This is a genomic window from Prevotella amnii DSM 23384 = JCM 14753, from assembly GCF_000378745.1.
Taxonomy (GTDB): domain Bacteria; phylum Bacteroidota; class Bacteroidia; order Bacteroidales; family Bacteroidaceae; genus Prevotella; species Prevotella amnii.
Genome location: NZ_KB905265.1, coordinates 37373 through 57724 on the forward strand (window position 1 = coordinate 37373; position 20352 = coordinate 57724).

20 protein-coding genes are annotated in these 20352 nt (G+C 37.7%); 3 read left to right on the top strand and 17 right to left on the bottom strand.

What is annotated here, in order from left to right; all coding sequences use genetic code 11:
* Positions 1-11: 11 nt before the first annotated feature.
* From F596_RS0100240 to F596_RS0100290, 9 genes are all read right to left on the bottom strand, one after another.
* Positions 12-2012 (bottom strand): hypothetical protein, encoded by a 2001-nt coding sequence (locus F596_RS0100240; protein WP_019035398.1) that lies wholly within the window; start codon positions 2010-2012, stop codon positions 12-14.
* 21 nt (positions 2013-2033) lie between these two features.
* Positions 2034-3023: a S49 family peptidase gene (locus F596_RS0100245; RefSeq protein WP_019035399.1), complete on the bottom strand. Its 990-nt coding sequence runs from the start codon at positions 3021-3023 to the stop codon at positions 2034-2036.
* Between the two features lie 51 nt (positions 3024-3074).
* Positions 3075-3428: a hypothetical protein gene (locus F596_RS0100250; RefSeq protein WP_019035400.1), complete on the bottom strand. Its 354-nt coding sequence runs from the start codon at positions 3426-3428 to the stop codon at positions 3075-3077.
* Positions 3429-3481: 53 nt separating this feature from the next.
* Positions 3482-4006 (bottom strand): hypothetical protein, encoded by a 525-nt coding sequence (locus F596_RS0100255; RefSeq protein WP_019035401.1) that lies wholly within the window; start codon positions 4004-4006, stop codon positions 3482-3484.
* 547 nt (positions 4007-4553) lie between these two features.
* On the bottom strand, positions 4554-4799 hold the full coding sequence (locus F596_RS0100260; protein WP_019035402.1) for a DUF5053 domain-containing protein: 246 nt from the start codon (positions 4797-4799) through the stop codon (positions 4554-4556).
* Between the two features lie 44 nt (positions 4800-4843).
* On the bottom strand, positions 4844-4975 hold the full coding sequence (locus F596_RS12210; RefSeq protein WP_019035403.1) for a hypothetical protein: 132 nt from the start codon (positions 4973-4975) through the stop codon (positions 4844-4846).
* Positions 4976-5142: 167 nt separating this feature from the next.
* The gene (gene dnaG, locus F596_RS0100270; protein ID WP_019035404.1) at positions 5143-9105 is read right to left on the bottom strand and encodes a DNA primase; all 3963 of its coding nucleotides are present in this window, start codon (positions 9103-9105) and stop codon (positions 5143-5145) included.
* 21 nt (positions 9106-9126) lie between these two features.
* Positions 9127-9393, bottom strand: coding sequence for an XRE family transcriptional regulator (locus F596_RS10710; RefSeq protein ID WP_248621385.1), 267 nt, complete (start codon positions 9391-9393; stop codon positions 9127-9129).
* 454 nt (positions 9394-9847) lie between these two features.
* Complete coding sequence (locus F596_RS0100290; RefSeq protein ID WP_231551691.1) at positions 9848-10048, bottom strand: 4-hydroxybenzoyl-CoA thioesterase; 201 nt, start codon at positions 10046-10048, stop codon at positions 9848-9850.
* A 581-nt stretch (positions 10049-10629) separates the two neighbouring features.
* Here F596_RS0100290 and F596_RS0100300 point away from each other — a divergent pair.
* The 3 genes from F596_RS0100300 to F596_RS0100310 are packed head-to-tail and all read left to right on the top strand — an operon-like array spanning position 10630 to position 11525.
* The gene (locus F596_RS0100300; RefSeq protein ID WP_019035409.1) at positions 10630-10971 is read left to right on the top strand and encodes a helix-turn-helix domain-containing protein; all 342 of its coding nucleotides are present in this window, start codon (positions 10630-10632) and stop codon (positions 10969-10971) included.
* 4 nt (positions 10972-10975) lie between these two features.
* Entirely contained in the window at positions 10976-11170 is a 195-nt protein-coding gene (locus F596_RS0100305) for a hypothetical protein (RefSeq protein WP_019035410.1), read from the top strand.
* A complete protein-coding gene (locus tag F596_RS0100310; RefSeq protein WP_019035411.1) occupies positions 11163-11525 on the top strand; it encodes a helix-turn-helix domain-containing protein in 363 nt (120 codons plus the stop codon). The genes F596_RS0100305 and F596_RS0100310 overlap by 8 nt, the downstream gene beginning before the upstream one ends.
* 375 nt (positions 11526-11900) lie before the next feature.
* On the opposite strand, the gene F596_RS0100315 is transcribed toward F596_RS0100310, so the two are convergent.
* The 8 genes from F596_RS0100315 to F596_RS0100350 all read right to left on the bottom strand — a co-directional run bounded on the left by F596_RS0100315 (position 11901) and on the right by F596_RS0100350 (position 20317).
* Positions 11901-12785, bottom strand: coding sequence for a M48 family metallopeptidase (locus F596_RS0100315; RefSeq protein ID WP_024992577.1), 885 nt, complete (start codon positions 12783-12785; stop codon positions 11901-11903).
* Positions 12786-12871: 86 nt separating this feature from the next.
* Positions 12872-14218, bottom strand: a complete 1347-nt coding sequence (locus tag F596_RS0100320) for an MFS transporter (RefSeq protein ID WP_019035413.1) — start codon at positions 14216-14218, stop codon at positions 12872-12874.
* A gap of 10 nt (positions 14219-14228) precedes the next feature.
* Positions 14229-15557 (bottom strand): SpoIID/LytB domain-containing protein, encoded by a 1329-nt coding sequence (locus tag F596_RS0100325; protein WP_019035414.1) that lies wholly within the window; start codon positions 15555-15557, stop codon positions 14229-14231.
* Between the two features lie 13 nt (positions 15558-15570).
* Positions 15571-16488 carry a DUF4922 domain-containing protein gene (locus F596_RS0100330; protein WP_019035415.1) on the bottom strand — a complete coding sequence of 306 codons (918 nt, stop codon included), beginning with the start codon at positions 16486-16488 and terminating at the stop codon, positions 15571-15573.
* A gap of 5 nt (positions 16489-16493) precedes the next feature.
* Positions 16494-17981, bottom strand: a complete 1488-nt coding sequence (locus F596_RS0100335) for a glycosyltransferase family 2 protein (protein WP_019035416.1) — start codon at positions 17979-17981, stop codon at positions 16494-16496.
* Between the two features lie 95 nt (positions 17982-18076).
* The gene (locus tag F596_RS0100340; RefSeq protein WP_019035417.1) at positions 18077-18592 is read right to left on the bottom strand and encodes a 4'-phosphopantetheinyl transferase family protein; all 516 of its coding nucleotides are present in this window, start codon (positions 18590-18592) and stop codon (positions 18077-18079) included.
* A complete protein-coding gene (gene gldE, locus F596_RS0100345; RefSeq protein ID WP_019035418.1) occupies positions 18582-19904 on the bottom strand; it encodes a gliding motility-associated protein GldE in 1323 nt (440 codons plus the stop codon). Before gldE ends, F596_RS0100340 begins: the two co-directional genes overlap by 11 nt.
* Positions 19904-20317 carry a single-stranded DNA-binding protein gene (locus F596_RS0100350; RefSeq protein ID WP_019035419.1) on the bottom strand — a complete coding sequence of 138 codons (414 nt, stop codon included), beginning with the start codon at positions 20315-20317 and terminating at the stop codon, positions 19904-19906. Before F596_RS0100350 ends, gldE begins: the two co-directional genes overlap by 1 nt.
* Positions 20318-20352: the final 35 nt, after the last annotated feature.

Consider the following 20352-nt stretch of genomic DNA (forward strand, 5'->3'; position numbering starts at 1 on the left):
ATGGCCGATATTTACCTGCCGCCTGGAACATTAGGCTGCAACTCCTTATTGATGGTGCGCTTGCCACCTACGCAACGCTCCAGCTCACGGAAGTTGCCATCGCCTCCGATGATAACCATAATGTAGTCGCCCACCTTCGTTGCCGTGAAGGCATCCGAGATATTGGCGAACTTACCCGACTTGGCGATGGTTGGAAGATGATCTGCCACACCAGCCTCGATGCAGTAGGCTACACCTTTCTTGGCATTGACGATGTCGGTAATGGTATCGGTGGTGGTGGTAGCATCTGTAATCTGCCAAAAACCATCGTTGCCGTCCACCTTATCCTTAATGGTGGCAGCGAAGAGGTTGATGAAAATTTGCTGCCATTCGTAAGCGTTCTTATCCATAGCATCACGGTTATCGAAGCGGCGACCTGTGAATGAAGCCGAGCAGCCTTCCTTCCAAGTACTCCACGCACGTACCTGCTCCATCTGCTCCTGCATCTTCATAGCGAGCATCTCTCCAGGAATATACTCCAAGAACTGGAGGTTACCGGGCTGATGCAACATCATAAATGGGAGCTGACCGAGGTAAGGCAGCCAAATAATGTTCGTGGTAGTATCGGGTACTACGTTGAGCGCACCCATCGGACCCGTGAAATCGGTATCCTTACCATAGGTAGTGCGGACATTCTTAATCCACCAGCCCTGATGGTTCTTGTTGAGGTAGATAACGTGCTGGTCGATATCCATATCCTCGGTAACGGTGCTGCGAACATCGGCAAGGAACTCCTGAACGGCAGCCAACATCGTTGCCTGTGTATAGCTGCGGTAGTCCTCGTCCACGTGTGGCTTAATGTCGTACTGATGCACATAGCGCAACAAGGTATAGAGGATACCTGTACCAGCGTTGAGATAAGAACCAGCCACACCAGTCTCGGGCTTCACGTAGATACCACGCATACGGCGTTTGTTCTGTTCCACCTGCGCTGTGGTAAGGGTATTGAGTAACTGATACTCTATCATCGTCCACTTGATAGGGTCAGAGCCTTCCTTGTTGAGATAACCGATGTACTTGCGTTCTAATTCCTTCATTGGTCCCCATTCCATCTTGATCATGGCATCATCAACGTAACCCATGTGATTCTCGATCTTCATGCCACCCTTGAATACTTCACCTGTCTGATAAGCCTGTGAAACCTCGTCGAAGAAGGCATTGAAAACAAGACCTCTATCCTGATAGCCGTAAGCCACTGGGAAGTACTGGGTCATATCGCGGAGCTGAAGCACACGTGCGATGAGTGCGTCCTGACGAAGAACGATGAACTGGTCGCCGACACCAGCCTTGTCCACACCCTCATAGTTGGTGGCATACTTACCAGCAGCGAGGGCTGGGGCATCGAGCAACTTATTCTCCTGAAGGTACTGGTAACGAGCCTTGAGCGACTTGGCAAAGCCGTAGGCAGCCTTGTAAAAGGCAACACCATCCACCTGCTCGTCTACTTCAGGCAATGCTGCGGCAGCACGAGGATTGGCGGCAATCTTATTCCAGCGATCCTGCATCGAGAACATTTGGTGTTCTACACCGAAGAGATACTTAGGTGTGTTGCCAAAGCCATTGATGCTAACAGAAGAAACCGTAATAGTCTGTGTTGGTTTGTCCTCTTCAGGCTTCTTTGCAAGGGCCTGGAAGTCGGCACGCATACCATTGAGCGACTCAAGAATACCCTCAAGAGTGGCATTGCTTTGTGGCTGCTCCTCTTCGGGATTCTCGTTCTCCTTAGACGCAGGGTCTACACCTTTAATAACTGACTGAATGGTGTTGAGCATCTGCTGGAACTCGGCAGCCTGCTTGGCGGTCTGCTTGGCTGCCTGTTCCGCAGCAAGGTCATCATTCAGCGTGGTCTGATACTTCTTCTGGTATTCAGCCACAATAGAATTGAACTCCTCTTGAGAAAGAGTCTTGTCCTCGAACTTCTTGCCGAGCTGCAAGAGGTCAAGAACGCTTTTCAACTTTTCTTTGAAATTCATAATAAACTAAAAACTAAAGAATTAAATATTGTATATGGCAGTCTTCAATTTGTTGGCGTTGGAATATTCGCTTCCCATTGTCATTGCTTCGGCCACGGCTTCAGCCATAGTTTTGCTACCATCGGCAAGACCTATCTCCACAGCCTTTGGCGTGTAGAAGGTCTCACCACGAAGCACAGGGGCATCGTCGGGCAACTCTGCCAGCGACTTACGCTGTCCCCTTACCTCTGCGAGGAACTGGGCGTTGAGAGGGTTGAGAATATTCTGAACGAAAGCTTCATCCTTACCATGACGGAGGTCATCGAATGTCTTATTCTTGAGATCGGAATTGGTAGCCTTGGCTTCTACTTTCTTGATACCGAGTTTGGCAAAATAATCCTCGAAGTCGTAAAAGCTACACATCGTGCCGATGCAACCTGCGTAATCGTTCTCCGTCAGCGCATAGATACGGTTACCATGACAACCGATATAGTATCCTGCCGAACAGCACATCTTCTCATAGAAGGTAAGGATTGGCTTTTTACAATTGCGGAGCGTTTCGCTCAGGCGGTCAAGATACCACGCCTCGCCACCAGGCGAGTTGATGTGAAGGAAATGGCAAGAAATCTGTGGGTTGGCTTCGGCAGCGAGGAGGTCGGCTTCAAGTTGCTTGGAAGAAAACCACCAATAACCCTCTGCCATCACTATGCCAAACACACGGTGGTAGGCAATAGAATTATCAGGGAGCTGCTCATCGTCGAACTCATCGGTAAGCGTTACCGCAGCCCCCCCTTCCTGTGCAAGCACCTTGATGAGTTTCTGAAGGGCAGTATGGGTTTCAAACTGATACCAAGTGTGGTTTTTCAAATAAACCTCTTTCTCGGCTTGAGAAAATCCACGTGCAGATTTCGGGTCTGCATTATCGTCGATTTTTCCATGCAAAGGAAAAACTGAGAGCATGGCTTGACGGAAACCATCTACCGTTATCCATAGTGGTTTACCTGATACAAGTAGGTTCTGTAATTCGTTCATCAACTTATTTTTGATGCGAATTTACTATATAATAAGGTGTAGACAAAAGACCTACAAAAGAGGGTCTGTAAGCATTTTGCACTTTATAACGAGGTTGGCGGAGGTGAGATTAGAGGCTATCTGAACTCGTGCAGGAATATCGGAAGTGCCTATACTATGGGGTTTCCTGTCTGATGTCTTGATTGTAACAATGGCACTTCGTTCAACAGAGAATACCCTGCGAACCTCCTTGACGGGGAGGTCTATCACTAAGGTCTTATCACAATTCCAATAATTACCGGCATCATTGTCAGTAAGTTGTGGTATGTATGAGAAGGTGTCGGCGATAAAATCATACACATTTTCCTTTTCGTGTTTATCTTGATTAACAAGACGCACTTGAACGGCATTTAAGAACTCTAACATAGTCTGCGATATTTGAATGACAAAAACAATAGTTCGGTCTGTATTAAAAAACTTTAATTGGATGCAACTTTTTGATACTTGCGCACCTTCTTAGGTCTGAGGCGGTTTCGGAAACGATAATAATTCTTCAAAAGCGCATCTGAGGAGATAGACTTCAACTGATAGGTGTGAATAAAATCGTAGATGACATCAATGTTCCTACGTTGCCTACCGAACTCCTCGTTCTCCAACAGAACACGGTGCAGTTCAAAATTGAACATTCGTCGTATCTGCTTCTCTATCTCCTTAGCTGCGGCCACGGAAAGGTAGTTGTAATAGGCAGGGTCTTTCCAAGCAACGCCATTACCAGCCTTCCTTGTGGGTAGCTGGATATAAAGATTACCGTCTTTTATATCGGCTTCATTAGAACGACTATGCGACATATTCTCCCAAACACAGTGATAAAGGTCTGTATTGTAAGGTATTTTTACTGCCTTACTCTTCTGATCTAATCCATATTTTCCAATGACATACTCTGCAAGATAGGGTTCTATCCTGATAGTCGTTATTTTTTTGAGAGCTCTTTTTTCTTTGTACATTGCTTTTTAAAGATTTTAGCTTCCTACCGTCCTACAATCCTACAAATTTTAAACGGGTTTCACAAAGTTACTGAAAATAAATGAGTTAAAAAAAGGAATACAACAAAAGTTGTCCTATTTCACTCAAAAAAGCGAACCTACAACCTCCTACTATGACCTAAAATGGGATAATTTGTAGGACGAAGCGACTCAAAAACCATTTCCTACAAAAAAAAGCCATTTCCTACAACATCCTACAATCCTACAGCATATCCTACAAACATAAAACCTTTAATAAACAGATATAAATATATGATATATAAATAGTTATAAACAATATCACTTAAAAACTAAATGTCATTTGTAGGATTGTAGGATTGTAGGAAGCACTTTTTTAAAAAATTATTTTCAAAATCGTTGTTTTTATTGCTTTCTTATATTTTTTTGGGGTACAGGGGAAAATGTGTGTTTTGATTGTCAATATTTAAGATAATAATAATTACCTTGTAAGAAAAAGCCCCAACACAAGTAAATGTGTCGGGGCGCGTCAAAATAAAACCAGACTGGATTAGAGCCTGTCTGCGGCATTGGCTACACGAACTGAAATATCTTTCAAGGCTGCGCGCAGTTTTTCACGGTCAACATCGCTGAAATCATCGGGTGCACCATTGTTCCGTCCACTAAATTTGTGATACAGCCATGTGCGACTCTTTCCAAAATAGTTTTTGGCAAGGTATGCCCAGTTAACTTCCTCATATACATCGTCCAGCACTTGACGAACACTTGCCTTTTGTTTTTTAATAGCTACTTTCATATTATTTGCCTTTTATACCCTCCATTTGCAGGGAGGGCGATTTGTTACTCTTGCTCCATTAACTCGTAAACAAACTCGATAATTTCTCGTTCCATCATCTTTGCTCCATTAAGGTAGGCTCTTCGATAATTGCGAATGAGTTGGATAAGCTCGTCTTCTTTTTCTGTTCTTTTCATTATTTGTTTGTTTTATTTTGACATTACAAATATTATCATCTTTTGCGGATTATGCAAATATTTGGCTAATAATATCATCAAATGATGAAAAGATTAACATTTGCATAAAAAAACGCACCTACCCATTGCGGACAGGTACGGCTGAGGATATATATGATAATGGATGCTTAGAAAGGTTCGTCGCTATCAACCATTGCAGGGAATGGTAGTGCAGGGTCTGCAAGTTGGGTCGGTTGTTCAGATACTGGAATAGGTTTAGCATCTTCCTTTGGTTTAGCTTCTTCGGGATATGTGCGCCTAAAATCGATATTATATATTTCCCTAAACTTATCATAGTCGATGATTACTGCTGATGTAGAAGTTGATTTTGATTTACGTATCTTCACCAGTGTAATATCATAATCAGTTCGTGTAACATCCTCTGTTTCCTCCCATGTAAATCGACGAGAGGGAACGGTTCCTATATATGAGGGATGACTACGTAGATTCTGCTCGATGGTAGACAGCGTGCTGCCCTCACTATTATATCCGCTGCGGTCGAAGATGCTGAATACCGAACTGAGACGGATAAACATGATGTTCGTGTCAGGCTCGAACGTGAATGTATGCTGGTCGCCTCGAGAATCCTTGCCTGTAACCTTCTTTGGCTGCTCGATGAGGAACTCACGACCCTCGATAACCTGCTTTGTGTCAATCATATTGTTGACAGCCGTGAAGAACATTGCCAATTTATCTGTGCTACGGATGAGAGAAAGCTGGAATCTGATTTTCTCTTGTGCAATCTTGAAGAACTCTGCGTATGCAAACGGAAGCTGAAGGCTGGAATATTGCTCTATCAATTTCACTGTTCCAAGGAACAGCGAAGCAGTCTTCATTAAACGATCCATTTCTCCTGAATTGATAACATCTTGTTTCAGCTCATTGTACGCCTCTTGCTTGAGATGACGGAAGTGGTCCATAAACATTGGGCGAAGTTCCAATATCTGAAGCAGCACATTTGACAGTCCCACCTTATTTGGGTCTTCAATAGTCTTCAATTCCTCGAAGATACGAACTTCCTCCTGTGTTCTGTTGCGAGGCTTGGGTACTTCGCACACAATAACACGGCTCATAAGCGCATTATCATCACGCTGTGGGGTTTCCTGACCGCAGATAACGACTGGGGCAAACACTTTATCATTTTCTATTTCCCTTCCTGATGTACCCTTACGCTTCTGCTTCCCATCACCGTCATATACGATACCTTTCAATGCTTGAAACTTATTATCGCTGATGTCCTTGTTATTGTATTCGTCAAGTACGACTGGAACATCCTTGAACATACCCATAATAGTGGCCATGGCTGCGTCGGTACCTGTATTCAGGTTGAAGATAGGAATATTTGGGGAAATGAAGAGTGAGCGAATGGATATGGCAATCTGTGTTTTACCTGAAGACATCGGACCCATAAAGAAAGGAGCTGTGAACAATCGGTCGATGCAGTGGATGTTGCTTCGAAAGGCACACATAATGGCGAAGATAAGTGCCCACTTTCCATTATCGTTGATTTTATAGACCTGGTCCATCAACGATGCCCACTTCTCGAATGTTACCCTTTTCTCCGCAGGAACTTCCTTATATACCAGTTGACTGATAAGCTCGTACTTATCCGATTGCTTTCCACTGCCAGCATATATCGTTGAGAATGCTGGCAGATAGTAGTTGTTCTTGTTGTGTGTAACAACTCCCAGTTCATTGACTGGCTCAAACTGCCATTTCCCCTCTACGTTGTGGAATATACCGTTGGCGAATGCGAAGAATTGTTCGTCTGCCTTACGGCTCATACCCTCGCTCTGCTGATTGCCATATGTATTGACCTCTGAACACATCACGAAATGTCGGCTCATATATGTCTTGATGGCTTTCCATTGCCATTCCTCGCCATTAAAGTTCACGGCTTCGTAATTGATAAGCACTTCCTCTATCGATGACATCTTCAGCATTGCCTTGGAAGGTATCTCTATGTAGATGGGGGTGTCATAAAAGCGACGATTGATACGAAGCACACGCTTGTTTTGCTCGAAATCATCAGAAAAGATGTGAAGCAGCGGAGTCATAAAGAAGTCGGCTACCTGTGTCATTCCATTACCGTTCTTATTGCGGAACATATAGCATACAGGTTCGCTCTTTTTATTTAAACGGGGATAATAGCCACATTCTTTCCACATCTTTCGGTAGTCCTCATTCTCCATCACATAATCAGGAGGCTCGTTTACATCGAACTCCTCATCGTCAAGGTTATCTGCTTGCATACTCACCTTCATCGCAGCCTTGCGCTTGGAAACGAAAGGCTTTCTCAGTTCATCAAACTGTCCCTTGGTGAGCTTTAGATTTGAACAGTAGTGATTACGGTTTACCGTGATTACCGTATCCTCTGCATAAGATGTGAGTTCAATACATCGAGAAACAAGGGGAACTTTATCTCCTTGGAAGGTTTCTAAGAACCTGCCATACAGCCCAATGTAGTAATCGACGAACGAGCCTGTGGAGTCATTGTAGGTCATCTGAATATTGATGCCTGAGCGAAACATCTCTGCAAGTGTACTTAGATAGTCGCTTTCATCGCCGTCTGCATTAATGCTACAGCCTGTTTCTGATGATGCAAAATAGCAATAAACACGGCGTAGCTCCTGAATATCATTGCTGGATGGGCGACCAGCAACATAGACGATAGGTTCTTCACCATAACCGTCAAGAAATTCCTGCATAACCGAGGTTAAAATACCTGGACGGTCGCTTTCAAGATTCTCCTTTAGCGCATCAAAACCAAAGATACCCGACTGCGTCTTGGTTTGAGGCAATACTTCCTTTACCTTGGCACGTAAGCCTCTGACCTTACCGTCAATAATGCCGATCTTGCTCTTGAAATCGACAGCAATAGACTTAATATACTCTAATCTCAGAGCAGCGTCCTGAACGAAAGCAACAAGCGAACATATCGTATTCAGGCAGTCGGCAATAACTGTCTCGTCCTTACAGCCGTGAGGTATCATCATTCTTTTGAGAGCCTTGGGGAAAGGTTCTGTCAGTTCTTTGAACTTATCTTGTGTTGCCTCTCCATTGGCTTTGGCAAATTCGTCGGGGTCGGTTCCTTTCGGGAGACGAATACATTTAACCTTTGCCCCAGCTTTCAATAGCAGCTCGCAATTCTTCAACGAAGCCTTGACTCCTGCTGCATCTGCGTCATAGACCATAACGATAGAGTCCGTGAAGCGAAGAAGTAGCTTTATCTGGTCATCTGTAAATGCCGTCCCACTTCCACCGATTACGTGCTCCACGCCAACCTTATGAAGGGACATAACATCGAACTGACCTTCTACAAGATAAGCGTAGCCTTTTTTGCCGATGGGCTTTCTTGCCTGGTAAAGACCAAAAATATGCTTACCTTTTGTAAAGAGGGGTGTTTCTCCTGTGTTCACGTACTTACCAACACCCTCCCTTGGTGTAATGATACGCCCTGAAAAACCGATAATATGTCCCTGCATATCATAGAAAGGGAACATTACACGGTCTCTGAATCGGTCGTAGAACCTACCTTCAGTAGAACCAACAACATCGACTTCCTTCAATCGGTCGAGTGAGTAACCAGCAGCAGTGAGCGTGTTCATTGCGACATTGCCCACTGGGGCATAGCCTACACCGAAGTCGGATAATGCTTTGTCATCTAATTTGTACCCACGGTTATTCAAAAAACTCTCGACTTGAGATAGATTCTTTTGGAAAAACTTGGCTGCTGCCTCGATAGCAATCCGCTGTGCTTCCTTTTGTTTATACTTTGCTTCTTCTTCAGGACTCATTTCCTTCTGTGGAAACTCCAATCCTGCTAAGGTGGCGCACCAACGTAAGGCTTCGATGAAGCTCAAGTTAAGATGATGTTGGACGAACGAGATGACATCACCGCTCGCTCCACAAACAAAACAATGATAAGTCTGCCTTGAAGGGCTTACCACCATAGACGGTGTGTGATCATCATGGAATGGACAGACTCCCTTATAGTTTACGCCAGCTTTATGCAAGTGTGTAAAAGACTCGACCACGTTCACGATGTTCAAAGCAGATTTTACCTTTTCAATAAATGACTTATCTACCATATTATTTTTCCTCAAATAATTCTAACTGGCGTGATTCCAACACTTCTTAAATGGTATACCCAAGAACTCCGCCACTGCGATGTATTCCTCTCCTGTGATTGATTTCCTTCCGTAGTACAAATCCCACCAACGGCGTTGCCCGATACCAGTTTCCTTATAAAAAGCCCTTGTAGGGGTAAATTCTTCGAGATGTCTGAACTTCAGCTTCAGCATCTCCATCGATAAATTGCGTTTAACCAATGGGCCAGGAGTCATTCTCCTGCGCGGAACAAAAAGTCTGACGGACATCGGGCTGCGACCAAGACTGGCAGCCATATCCTCAAATGAGACCTTGACAAGGTTCTGCTGAACATACTCAGCCTCTTGTGCAGTCCACCGTTTATTCTTTCCATTATTTTTCATGCTTAATTATACTATTGAATTCTCTGTCAAATTTCCAAATTCGTAGCCGGTCAGTTTTATCCACATGACCAAATTTGCATTGAACATAGGCTTGTAATGCAGCACGGAGCAGTTTAAGCTCTTTATCCGTGAGTTCTTGTATGGAGTAATTTCCCCAGCCATCTTTATCAATGAACATTTTTTAGAAAATTTCTTAATGTTTTCGCTACTCCATCTCGCCAACGTTTTCGCCAAGTAGGAGTGAATACTGGTTTTACTTTGAATTTACCACGAAAACGGATTTCTTTTGCGACAGCCTTTCTTTTGGATAGCTTCATTATCTTTCTTATACTGGTCATTGTTAATCGAATTTTAGGTCGAACAAATTATCTCTATCTAGAGGATGAGCATCTACTATTCTCCATATACCTTCTTCGTTAGGAGCGATAGTAACGCCATCATTCTCTCGGGTAGTGAAAGCGCGACCGTGTTCGTCCCAAACTATTCCTTTGTCGCCTTGGTGCGCAATGACTTGGCGAACATCGGAATGTCTCAATTTCATCTCATCAATGACGATGTCTGCATTTAATGCAGCAATAGCTGTTTCAAAGTCTTTTGTTTTCATAAGTTTGTTGTTTTAGATTCACATTCTTTCTTGAAGGTGTATTGAACGTATTTTTTCAGTTTAAAGCAATACAACCCATTGATACAATTGCGATGAAACTCGCAATTTCGGCAGTCGTTAGACATTTGGCCACAGCTCCTTTTCGGGAATATTCAGATACTCTGAGATAACCTTTCTTTTCAAAGCATCAGGAACAAAGTCCCCTCGAAGCCATCTGTAGACCGTACTCTCATTCACACGACATAGTTTTGTTAAATCCATAATCGCCTCCTTCCTCTGATTTGGCAGCGATTTAATGTACTCTGTAAATTTCATTTCTAATCTTTTTTAATGTTTTCATTCCTACGTCAAATGTTTTTATTATTTTCGTAATGCAAATATTCTTACGCAGTGCAAAGATAGAAATATAATTTCAAAAACAGAATTTATTTATTGAAAATAATGAAAATATATTTCAAATACATCAGTATTATGCGATGTGATCTTTGCTAACTTTAACTACATAAAAAAAATGTAATATGTTAAGTGAAACTCTGATTAATAATATTCGCAAGATAATGAATGATAGGAATATTACACAAGCTGCTATGGCTGGCTATTTAAAAACAAGTCCGTCTCAGTTTAGTAAGATATTAAGTGGACAAGTTAAATTGAAATTAGAGGAAGTTTCAAATCTTGCAACATCTATTTCTATGAGAGAAATAGATATTATAACTTATCCTGAAGTATATGTTTCACAGAAAGAAACGAAACAGAATGAGCCTGAGGTTTCATTACAGATTAAGCTAAAGAAAGATAAACGTGATCAAGTCTTAAGGTTGATCTTTGGTGATAATAACATAGAAATATTAAATAAATAGCACTATGAATAAAGAATTAGAAGAATTAAGAGGCAAGGCTGCCATAGCTGCTATGTCGGCTTTATTGCCTTCTTATAAAGCTCCTGTACCAGATTATTTGGAGAAGAAAGGTATGAGCTCAGAAGAATATTTGGCAAAGCAGTGTATTAAATTTGTCAATGCTTTAATCAAAGAATTAGAAGTAGATGGTAATGAGTGAGTCTATTACAGACCGAATAAAGCATATATTAGATTCAGAGGGGCATACGGTTAGTACGTTTGCACGAAAGCTGGGAATATCCTGGACTTCTGCAAATAATATTGTGTCAGGGCGAAATGCACCAAATTATGAAACGATAGTAAAGATAATCGAGAGTTTCGATAATATAGATGCTAACTGGCTGGTTATGGGACAGAAAGGAGCAAAAAGGACTGATGCAGAAAAGCTGTATTCTATTATATCCACCCAACAAAAAACCATTGAAAGCCAGCAAAAAACGATTGACCGACTTACGGCAAAACTTGTCGGAAACATACCTGAAGAGTCTGATAGAAAAGTGGAAGATGCCGTATAATTAAGATGTATCCTGAAGGCTTCAAAAAGTGATTTTACGGTGTAATTATCTAAAAATGCAAGTAAAAATATCACTCAAATATTTGAAGCACAAAGTAGTGTGAAATCGATACTGTCGGTGGAAAGTCGGCAATATATAGCTAATAATATTAAATTGCCCCATTGAATATCAGCAAGTTAAAGTTACACTTAATGCAACCGAAGTCTTGTCATCCCGACAGCTCATAATAAAAGGGGATTGATTTTCAACCCCCTTTTTTACATTTTACAAATAAAAACGCTTTTTATAAATAAGCATACCTTCTATTACAACTGGCTAAACAGAACATTTTACATTGCTTACTTATACCTACATGTACAAAAAAAATATATATTCCTAATGCTTACCCTTACTACGATTTGTTTTTACTGAAGAAGCCTTTTTACTATTAGGGGTAGTTGTAATGTTATTCTTAGCCATTGTGTAATATTTCATTGCCTCTGGCATCCACTTCTTAATATCTTCTATACGATGCTTATCAGAGGGATGATCACTAAGAAACTCTGAAATCTTCCCTTGCGTTGCAGCTGACATCCGCTCCCAAAAATCAATAGCATTACGTGGATTATAGCCAGCCATTGCTGCAAATATCAACCCCATATAATCTGCCTCACTTTCATTAGCACGACTATACTTTAAATTACGAAAAAGAAAATATCCATTAGCTGCTTGCGCAGCAATATCTCCGACACCAGAGCCAACCGTAGAATTTAAGACTGAACTTAAAACACTTGTGCCTATAGATTGAGCTTGTTTCTTTGTTATCTGCTCTGCCCCATGCTTTGCTACAGCATGAGCTATCTCATGACCTAAGACAATGGCAAGACTTGATTCATTCTTTGTATAAGGCAGTAAGCCTTCATATACAACAATCTTACCCCCTGGCATACAAAAAGCATTAGCCTGATTATTCTGAATGAGATTAAACTCCCATGACAGATTTTGTATTTCTTTCGAATAACCATTGTCAAGAAGATATTTTTCTACTGCTGAAGATAAACGATGACCTACACGTTCTACCATTTGAGTATTTACTTTACTTACAGATTTTGTAGCAGAAGTCATAAACATAGAATATTCTTTATTACTCAAACTCAACATCTGAGCATCAGAAATCCCTATACGATGCACTCTTCCCGTTAAAGGCACTTTCTCTGTAATACCACATGATGCTAATGTAACAAACATAACACCAAATAAAAAACACTTAATTTTATTCATCATATATGATAATTATTATTATACTGTAAAATTATTCTTTTTCTATTATATTTACAACTATCTACTTAATAAAGCAGACTCTTTTATTAATTTTTAAAAACCTCTATTTTTCGTAATCTCACAAACTTCTTAAACATATTATCTGTTTCGCTATTAATAGAAATTATCTTTACACTAAAAAGAGGTATAATTCCTAAAAATGATATAAATATAAATATCTGCTGATAACTAAAATATTCTGTTAACATACCTATAAACATACTAGAAGAAAAAAAAGATATCCCTAATATTGATGCTCCTATAGAATAAAAGAAAGTGGGATGCTTGCCATGTGTAAAAAAGAGTAACAACAACACATACATAACAACAGAGTATCCTGCAAACAAATAATCTAAAAACACAAATAAAGATACTATAAGAAGTGAAGAATTAAAAGAAAAACTAAGATAAAGAAACAACAACTTAGATAAAACTATTGCAAACGCCATCGACCAACGTAAAGTAATAACACCACACTTGCCAACTGCCCAAAAGCCTACAGCTGCTCCTAAGAGAATAGCTACATAACCAATTGCACCATGTATAAATCCCACCTCCTGAGGAGAAAATCCTAATCCGCCACCACTACCAGTATCAAAAAGAAAGAAAATTATAATACGTAAAAAAATAAATTCTGGAAATAAATATAAAAAAATAAACAACAAATGATAAATATAACCATTACGTGCCATTATCATTTGCACAATATCTAAAAACCATCTTTTTGTTACACCTACACAAAAAGGAAGTTTTGCGCGAATATAAGCTTTCGGTAACACTATGAAATGGTAAAGACAACATATTAAACTTACACTACCTAAACTATAAAAAATTGTTATCCATGGTGTTTTTACTAAACGTGAAACTACTTCAAAATAGCCTACTGCCAATAGTGGGAAAGTAAAACCTATAACAATAGCACACATATAAAAAATAGTACGTATTCCCATAAAAGCAGAACGACGCCTATAATTAGCATTCCTCTTATAAAAATGCTCTATTGCAATATCGTGAATAGATGCAGCAATAGCTATAACAAAAAGAAATACAAATGATAAACTAAAATTATATCTATTCGGAACAGAAAGGGCTATTCCTATAAAACTTAATCCTATAATAAATTCACTAAGCAAAATCCAATAACGCTTACTATCAAAGCTTAATACTACCCTGCTAAGAAATGGACGAAAAATAAAAGGAAGTATAAGCCATGTGTTAGATATTATAATATCACTATTATCTATTCCTAACTGACTGAAAAATACTAATGATGTCATAAACAACACCACATAAGGTAAACCTCTCATCATATAAAGTGAAGGCAACCATAACCAATGGTTGTGCCAAACATTTACTATTGGTATTCCACTAATAACGTCGCTATCTTTCTTCATATATTTACTTTTAATGATACAAGCGTGTTAATACAGAATCTGAATAATAATGAGAAAGTATTTGTTTGTAATCATAACCTTGAGCCCCCATAACTGCTGCACCTATCTGACAAAGACCTACACCATGTCCCCAGCCTGCTCCTACTATTTTGAAAAGTTGTGGTACACCTTCTAATAAATCTTTCTTTTCTACTACAAAAGCCGAACTGTAAAGATGGCTTTTACTTAAAACGCGTCGTATCTCAAGTTCTTTCCCCAATATTATAGAGCGTTCTGTTCCTTCTATCTCCATCTCATATAATCTCCCACTCTTACCACGTTTTAAAGGATTAAGAGAAAGTATCTGCCCAAACTTAATACCTAATTTTTCTTCTAATAAAGAACTAAGCTCAGTTTGTGTATAAGATATTTCCCAGCGATAAAAATCTGTAGTTTCTTGATCGTAATCATTAAGCACCTGACGAAGGACTAACTTATCTTTAGTATTACAAAATGCTTTTGGGCTTGTTTTTATCCATTCCTCTGCTATAGCCTCTTTCGTAAGATCTGGTAAAAAACTTCTTTTATCTATACTTGTATCTACAATGGATTTTAGATAAGGATACTTTATATTATCCCAACAATACTCAAAATTCTCAGTAACACCTCCACAACACTTAGAAAACCGCGCATCACATAATTCTCCATTATATGTTAACACCTCTCCACGCGTTGCATCAATGGCTTGTTTTGCAAATACACTTATTGCACGCCCAAGCCCCTGATAACGTTGACAATGATCATCAGCACACACATCAAAAAGAGTATGTTCCGAACGCTCATACCACCGAATAATCTTTTGAGAATTTTCAATAAAATCATGTTGTGAGCTGTTTTCCTTGACTTTCTTTCTATTTATAATCTGCGATAACAACCAACTACGAGAAATAACTGCATGAGCCTTAAGTAATTCAAGTGACGACGTAGCACGCATTTCACTAGATATAACACTATAAAGATAATTTTCCACTTTTATTTCATTTATAGCATATATACTGCTATTATCCACTACCAAACGCAAACTACCTTTAAAAGTTTGATCTTCTTTACGCTGCCAATGAAAATTCAGTCCTATTACTACATCTTGCAATGTAAATATAGAACTTTCTTTAATTGGTACGAATAATAATTCTGAATAAAAAACATCTTCTAAACAAATTTTATCATCTACAAGCTCTGCAACATAAGTACCAGAAACCTTTTTACTTCCATTTAGCAAAAAATCATTAGTTAAGGAAAAAGTAATAGTCTTATTACTCAATATACCAACAGTTACAATAGGTTCTTCTGAATATATCATAATCGCTATATAATTATTTTTTTAGTTGACTAAGTACTTTTTCTACATCTTCTGATGTTAAAGTTACTTCCTTAAGAATAGAAGTTGCTTGTAAAGGGGTAATGGTCTCAAAATCTTCCCTACGTGGCAAAATTATAAGTCCTCCCATATCTATAGCACCTGGACTCACTAAACATTGTTCTGTATATTTTCCATAATAACAATCTGGTCGATGTTTAAGACGAGGGAATATCAAAGTTACAAAAAGATCCTTCTCCTTCCAAGAAATAACATTCATCATTGGCTCTACATTGCCTTCTGGTAAAGGAAGCTCTTTATATATCTTATTAAACAAAAAAACAATACTATTTATATTCAAACCTGTTATAGCTATAAGTGGGCAAACATAATCATTCACATATAACACTTTCGCATCTTCTCTAAAAAGAACTTCTTCTGAAGTTTTAGCCAATGCTTTCCAATTTTCATACACAGGTAACATTATCTTAGGCACTGCTTGAAAATGTAAGTGATCAGGAGCACTCGCCCCACAAAATGGACCATTATAAAAAACAATTTCTTCAGCATATTCTTCTACAAATAGAAGCATTTCTATAAAATTATTCTTTATTTGTTGTGGCTCATGTCTTATAGAAGGTATTGTAAAATGTTTTGGAAGAATAGGAAAAGGATTAATCAAAATATCAAAATGACTATTAAAAGACTTTACTATTTGCTCTTTAGGTCTATTTACAGCACACAAGAAGCAAGGTCGTTTTTCTATAATAAACCTATCAATTTTAGCACCTGTACTTATCATACGAGAAGGATTAAATTGTGCTTTTAATTTTCCTAAAGACCTTATCCTTATATGCTGTAAATCATCAAAACGTTGTTTAACATCTTGCCATAAAACTAATTGTGCTTCATAAAAACAAGTTAAATCACTCATAAATATTACTTTTCCTCCATATTTTTTAATAAACGAGCCTTTAATTCTATAGTACGAATACGATCCTTATAAAGATTATTAACATTCTGTTTATCAATACTTAATGAGGAATCACTATTACCTATCCAACGACGACAAAGATATAATTCTTCGTATATGCGTGCAATACGATATTCACGACTAATAGCTAATTCCATAGCATAATCTTCGCCATAACTAGTATTAGGGAATTTTAGTTTACGTGCAATAGGAGTAAAAAACGCACGAGGTGCACCTAACCCATTTATACGTAAAGCATTATTACATCCATTGTTTTCTGTCCATTCTCTATGATCAATTAACCCTGGAGGTATAGTATTAAGCTGAAAATCGCACATACGATAAGACCCTATAAGCATAGCAGCCCTTTGAGTATAAAACTGATCTATAATGTACTGCAAGACATTATCTCCAGAGTAAAGATCATCACTATCTAACTGAACTGCAAACTTCCCACATAAAGAACTTTCTAAAGCATAATTCCAACATCCCCCTATACCTAAATCATATCTTTCAGGTATTAGATGTACAATACGATTATCTTGTTTTGCAAATTGTTCTATAGCCATAGTAGTACCATCATTAGAATGGTTATCTACTATAATAACATTAAATTTAAAATTAGCTTTTTGTGTAATTACAGAATTAATAGCGTCCGTAATTGTTTTCACACGATTAAAAACTGGAATTATAACAGAAGCTTCTACAGGAAAAATATAATCTTCTAAAACCGGTGTTTTATATTTTGTAACATCTATCCACCCACCTATTTTACGAAGATGTGCTGTAAAAACCTTTTCCATTTCTATCTGTACATCACGATTAGAAGGATTTACATAATCAAATTGCTTTTCGCCACTGTTCCGTAAATCTATGTTCGTTTCAGTATATAGATATTCATTAAGATGAAAAAGTTCACCTTGCCTACTCAAAAACAATCGCAAACTATACCAACCTGCATATTTGTAATTTGTAGAATCTTCCTCTGCCCATAACTTCAATGTAGATGTTTTTATAAGTACTACAGAACCAAAATCGAAATCATTACGTAAACTACCAAATTGATAATCAATAACAGGATGCTGTGTAATATTACCTTCTAATACAGAATAATAATCACTATATACCATTTCTGCATTTGTATATATAGCTACAGAAAGTAATCTTTTTATAGAGTTTTCCCCAAATGTTAAGTTAGCTTTATTAAAACAAAATAAAGTATACTCACTATTAGTTTTTTCTGCTAATAACTTTATAGTAGACGTCGAAAATATATTATCTATATATATTGCATTAGTATTAGCTAACAATGCTGGCTGCAATTTAATATCTTTAGAATAAAAAACATTCACTTTATTTACCTCATCACAACCAAATATATCTTCTATTATTCTTTCATTATTTGCTCCTTCCAAATAAGGAAGGAAACAATCTACTTTCATATCCTTTATCATAGATTAATTTTTTATATTACAAAAGTATATATTTTTAGTAAACAATCAAAATCTATAATAAAAGCAATTCTTTAAAAATTCAGAATAAACAAATTTTATTCCCATACATAAGTTAATAAATAGTTTGACGTAGAATAATGAAAAATAGGAATACTTTTTCTTGTTCGTAAATCATAAATAACAGCAGCTTCTACATCAACACGCATATCTTGGAATCCTAAATGTAAAGATGAATGAAGTTTATACAAACTCTCTTTAGCACACCATACATATAAAATATCATTTGTTTTAATATAAGGCTCGTCATCACGTAAAAATCTTTTAGCTACCCTGCAAACCCTATCACTTTTATATTCTATATCAATACCAACATTATGTTTTTCAGATAATATCACAGTTGCCCATCCTTGTGTATGAGATATACTTATATTATATCCTTCTATAAATGGTTTTCCATCTTTATTATGCACTACATTTACTCTCTTTTGTAAAATAATTTGCAATAAAGATAAGACTGTTGCAACCTCTGCTTCATGCCCTCTACCATTTATAGGAAGGATACCTATAATTATATCTGGAATTCTTATGATTTTAACATCACTAAGACTCATTTTCTATTGAATGTATAGTAACCTTTATCTTACTTATTCGCCTTCCATCAAGTTCAAGCACCTCAAATAAATAATTTCTATAAGTCAACTTTTCATGTACGAGAGGGAAATTCCCCTTCAATTCAAGAAGTAACCCGGCTAAAGAATCAGCCTCTCCTTCTATCTCTGCAAACTCTTCATCATCAACTTTTATAATTTTAGTGAAATCACTTAATAAGGTTTTACCCTCAAAAATATAAGTATTTGCATTAAGGCGTGTATAAGTTTTCTCATCTTCATCAAATTCGTCATTGATCTCTCCTACTATTTCTTCTAAGATATCCTCTAAAGTAATTATCCCACTAGTACCTCCAAACTCATCTACAACCGTAGCTATATGTACTTTATTTGACTGAAAATCGCGCAAGAGATCATCTATCTTCTTTGTTTCAGGTACAAAATAAGGCGGTCTTATCAAGCTCTGCCATCTAAAAGTATTGCCTTTTGATAAATGAGGTAATAAATCCTTAATATATAAAATACCTCTAATGTTATCTATACTATCTCGAAAAACAGGGATTCTGGAATAATTATTATCTACTATACTCTGCAAAACAAATACATAAGTACTACTAATATCTAAAGCAACTATATCTTGCCTACTTGTCATTATCTCTTTTGCTGTTTCATCACCAAAACGAATAATTCCACGAAGCATACTTTGTTCATCTTTGAGATCGTTCTTATCCGTTAGTTTCAGAGCTTGTTCAAGTTCGTACATAGATAACAGATAACTTTCCTTATGAATTACTCTACCTGCAAAAGTTCCACTTTTAAGAAGAAAATATACCAAAGGACGAAAACACTGACGAAGTAATATCAATATACTCGCACTACGTCGACAAAAAGCCAAAGGATTGATTCTTGTATACATTTTGGGCATTATTTCACCAAAAAGCAATAATATAAAAGTTAGTAATACTGTAATACAAAGCATCTCTATCCATTCTGCTTTAAAAGTAACTAGCTTACTAAATATATAATTACATAACAATATTATTGTTACATTAACCAAAGTGTTAAGTATTAATATAGTTGCTAAAGTACGCTCACTATCATTCCTTAGATTGTTTACTTTAACATCTACTGCCGACTTTTCTAAATCTATCTTATCTAAATCCCTGGGAGTTAAACTAAAAAAAGCTATTTCAGACCCGCTGGCAAAACCTGAACAAAACAATAGAGCTATAGTTATAAATAAAGCTATACTAGTACTTAGCTCTAAATTATGAATTTCAATATACGAAGAAATACCTAATAATAGATCTATCATTAAAAGGGTAGTTTAGATTTATCCTCATCTGCATAAGAACCATCAGCGGGAGCATTTGTTTTTACAACTTCATCAACCACCTTACGAGGTGCTGCTAACCATTCTAAGTTCTCTGCATAAATCTCTGTAATAACACGTCGTACACCTTTCTTATCATCATAAGAACGATTACGTATTCTTCCTTCTACAAATATTTTATCGCCTTTATGAATATATTTTTCAGCATATTTAGCCAAATGTTTGAATAAAATAATATTATGCCAATCTGTACGATTAGGTACTTGCGTTCCATTAGGCAAAACATAACCCCTCTCTGTAGTTGCTAAAGTAAAAGACGCTACACACTCATCTGCATCAAAATAACGTATTTCAGGATCTTTACCAACATTACCTATTAACATTACTTTATTCATTACACATAAACAGATAAAACAAAACCTAAAAATAT

Coding starts and splice junctions, on each gene's coding strand:
- F596_RS0100325 (WP_019035414.1), bottom strand. CDS start 15,557: ATGATATATTCAGAAGAACCTATTGTAACTGTTGGTATATTGAGTAAT.
- F596_RS0100335 (WP_019035416.1), bottom strand. CDS start 17,981: ATGATAAAGGATATGAAAGTAGATTGTTTCCTTCCTTATTTGGAAGGA.
- F596_RS0100290 (WP_231551691.1), bottom strand. CDS start 10,048: ATGAAATTGAGACATTCCGATGTTCGCCAAGTCATTGCGCACCAAGGC.
- F596_RS0100255 (WP_019035401.1), bottom strand. CDS start 4,006: ATGTACAAAGAAAAAAGAGCTCTCAAAAAAATAACGACTATCAGGATA.
- F596_RS10710 (WP_248621385.1), bottom strand. CDS start 9,393: ATGTCCGTCAGACTTTTTGTTCCGCGCAGGAGAATGACTCCTGGCCCA.
- F596_RS0100240 (WP_019035398.1), bottom strand. CDS start 2,012: ATGAATTTCAAAGAAAAGTTGAAAAGCGTTCTTGACCTCTTGCAGCTC.
- F596_RS0100340 (WP_019035417.1), bottom strand. CDS start 18,592: ATGAGTCTTAGTGATGTTAAAATCATAAGAATTCCAGATATAATTATA.
- F596_RS0100315 (WP_024992577.1), bottom strand. CDS start 12,785: ATGAATAAAATTAAGTGTTTTTTATTTGGTGTTATGTTTGTTACATTA.
- F596_RS0100300 (WP_019035409.1), top strand. CDS start 10,630: ATGTTAAGTGAAACTCTGATTAATAATATTCGCAAGATAATGAATGAT.
- gldE (WP_019035418.1), bottom strand. CDS start 19,904: ATGATAGATCTATTATTAGGTATTTCTTCGTATATTGAAATTCATAAT.
- F596_RS0100330 (WP_019035415.1), bottom strand. CDS start 16,488: ATGAGTGATTTAACTTGTTTTTATGAAGCACAATTAGTTTTATGGCAA.
- F596_RS0100305 (WP_019035410.1), top strand. CDS start 10,976: ATGAATAAAGAATTAGAAGAATTAAGAGGCAAGGCTGCCATAGCTGCT.
- F596_RS0100250 (WP_019035400.1), bottom strand. CDS start 3,428: ATGTTAGAGTTCTTAAATGCCGTTCAAGTGCGTCTTGTTAATCAAGAT.
- F596_RS0100320 (WP_019035413.1), bottom strand. CDS start 14,218: ATGAAGAAAGATAGCGACGTTATTAGTGGAATACCAATAGTAAATGTT.
- dnaG (WP_019035404.1), bottom strand. CDS start 9,105: ATGGTAGATAAGTCATTTATTGAAAAGGTAAAATCTGCTTTGAACATC.
- F596_RS0100245 (WP_019035399.1), bottom strand. CDS start 3,023: ATGAACGAATTACAGAACCTACTTGTATCAGGTAAACCACTATGGATA.
- F596_RS12210 (WP_019035403.1), bottom strand. CDS start 4,975: ATGAAAAGAACAGAAAAAGAAGACGAGCTTATCCAACTCATTCGCAAT.
- F596_RS0100310 (WP_019035411.1), top strand. CDS start 11,163: ATGAGTGAGTCTATTACAGACCGAATAAAGCATATATTAGATTCAGAG.
- F596_RS0100350 (WP_019035419.1), bottom strand. CDS start 20,317: ATGAATAAAGTAATGTTAATAGGTAATGTTGGTAAAGATCCTGAAATA.
- F596_RS0100260 (WP_019035402.1), bottom strand. CDS start 4,799: ATGAAAGTAGCTATTAAAAAACAAAAGGCAAGTGTTCGTCAAGTGCTG.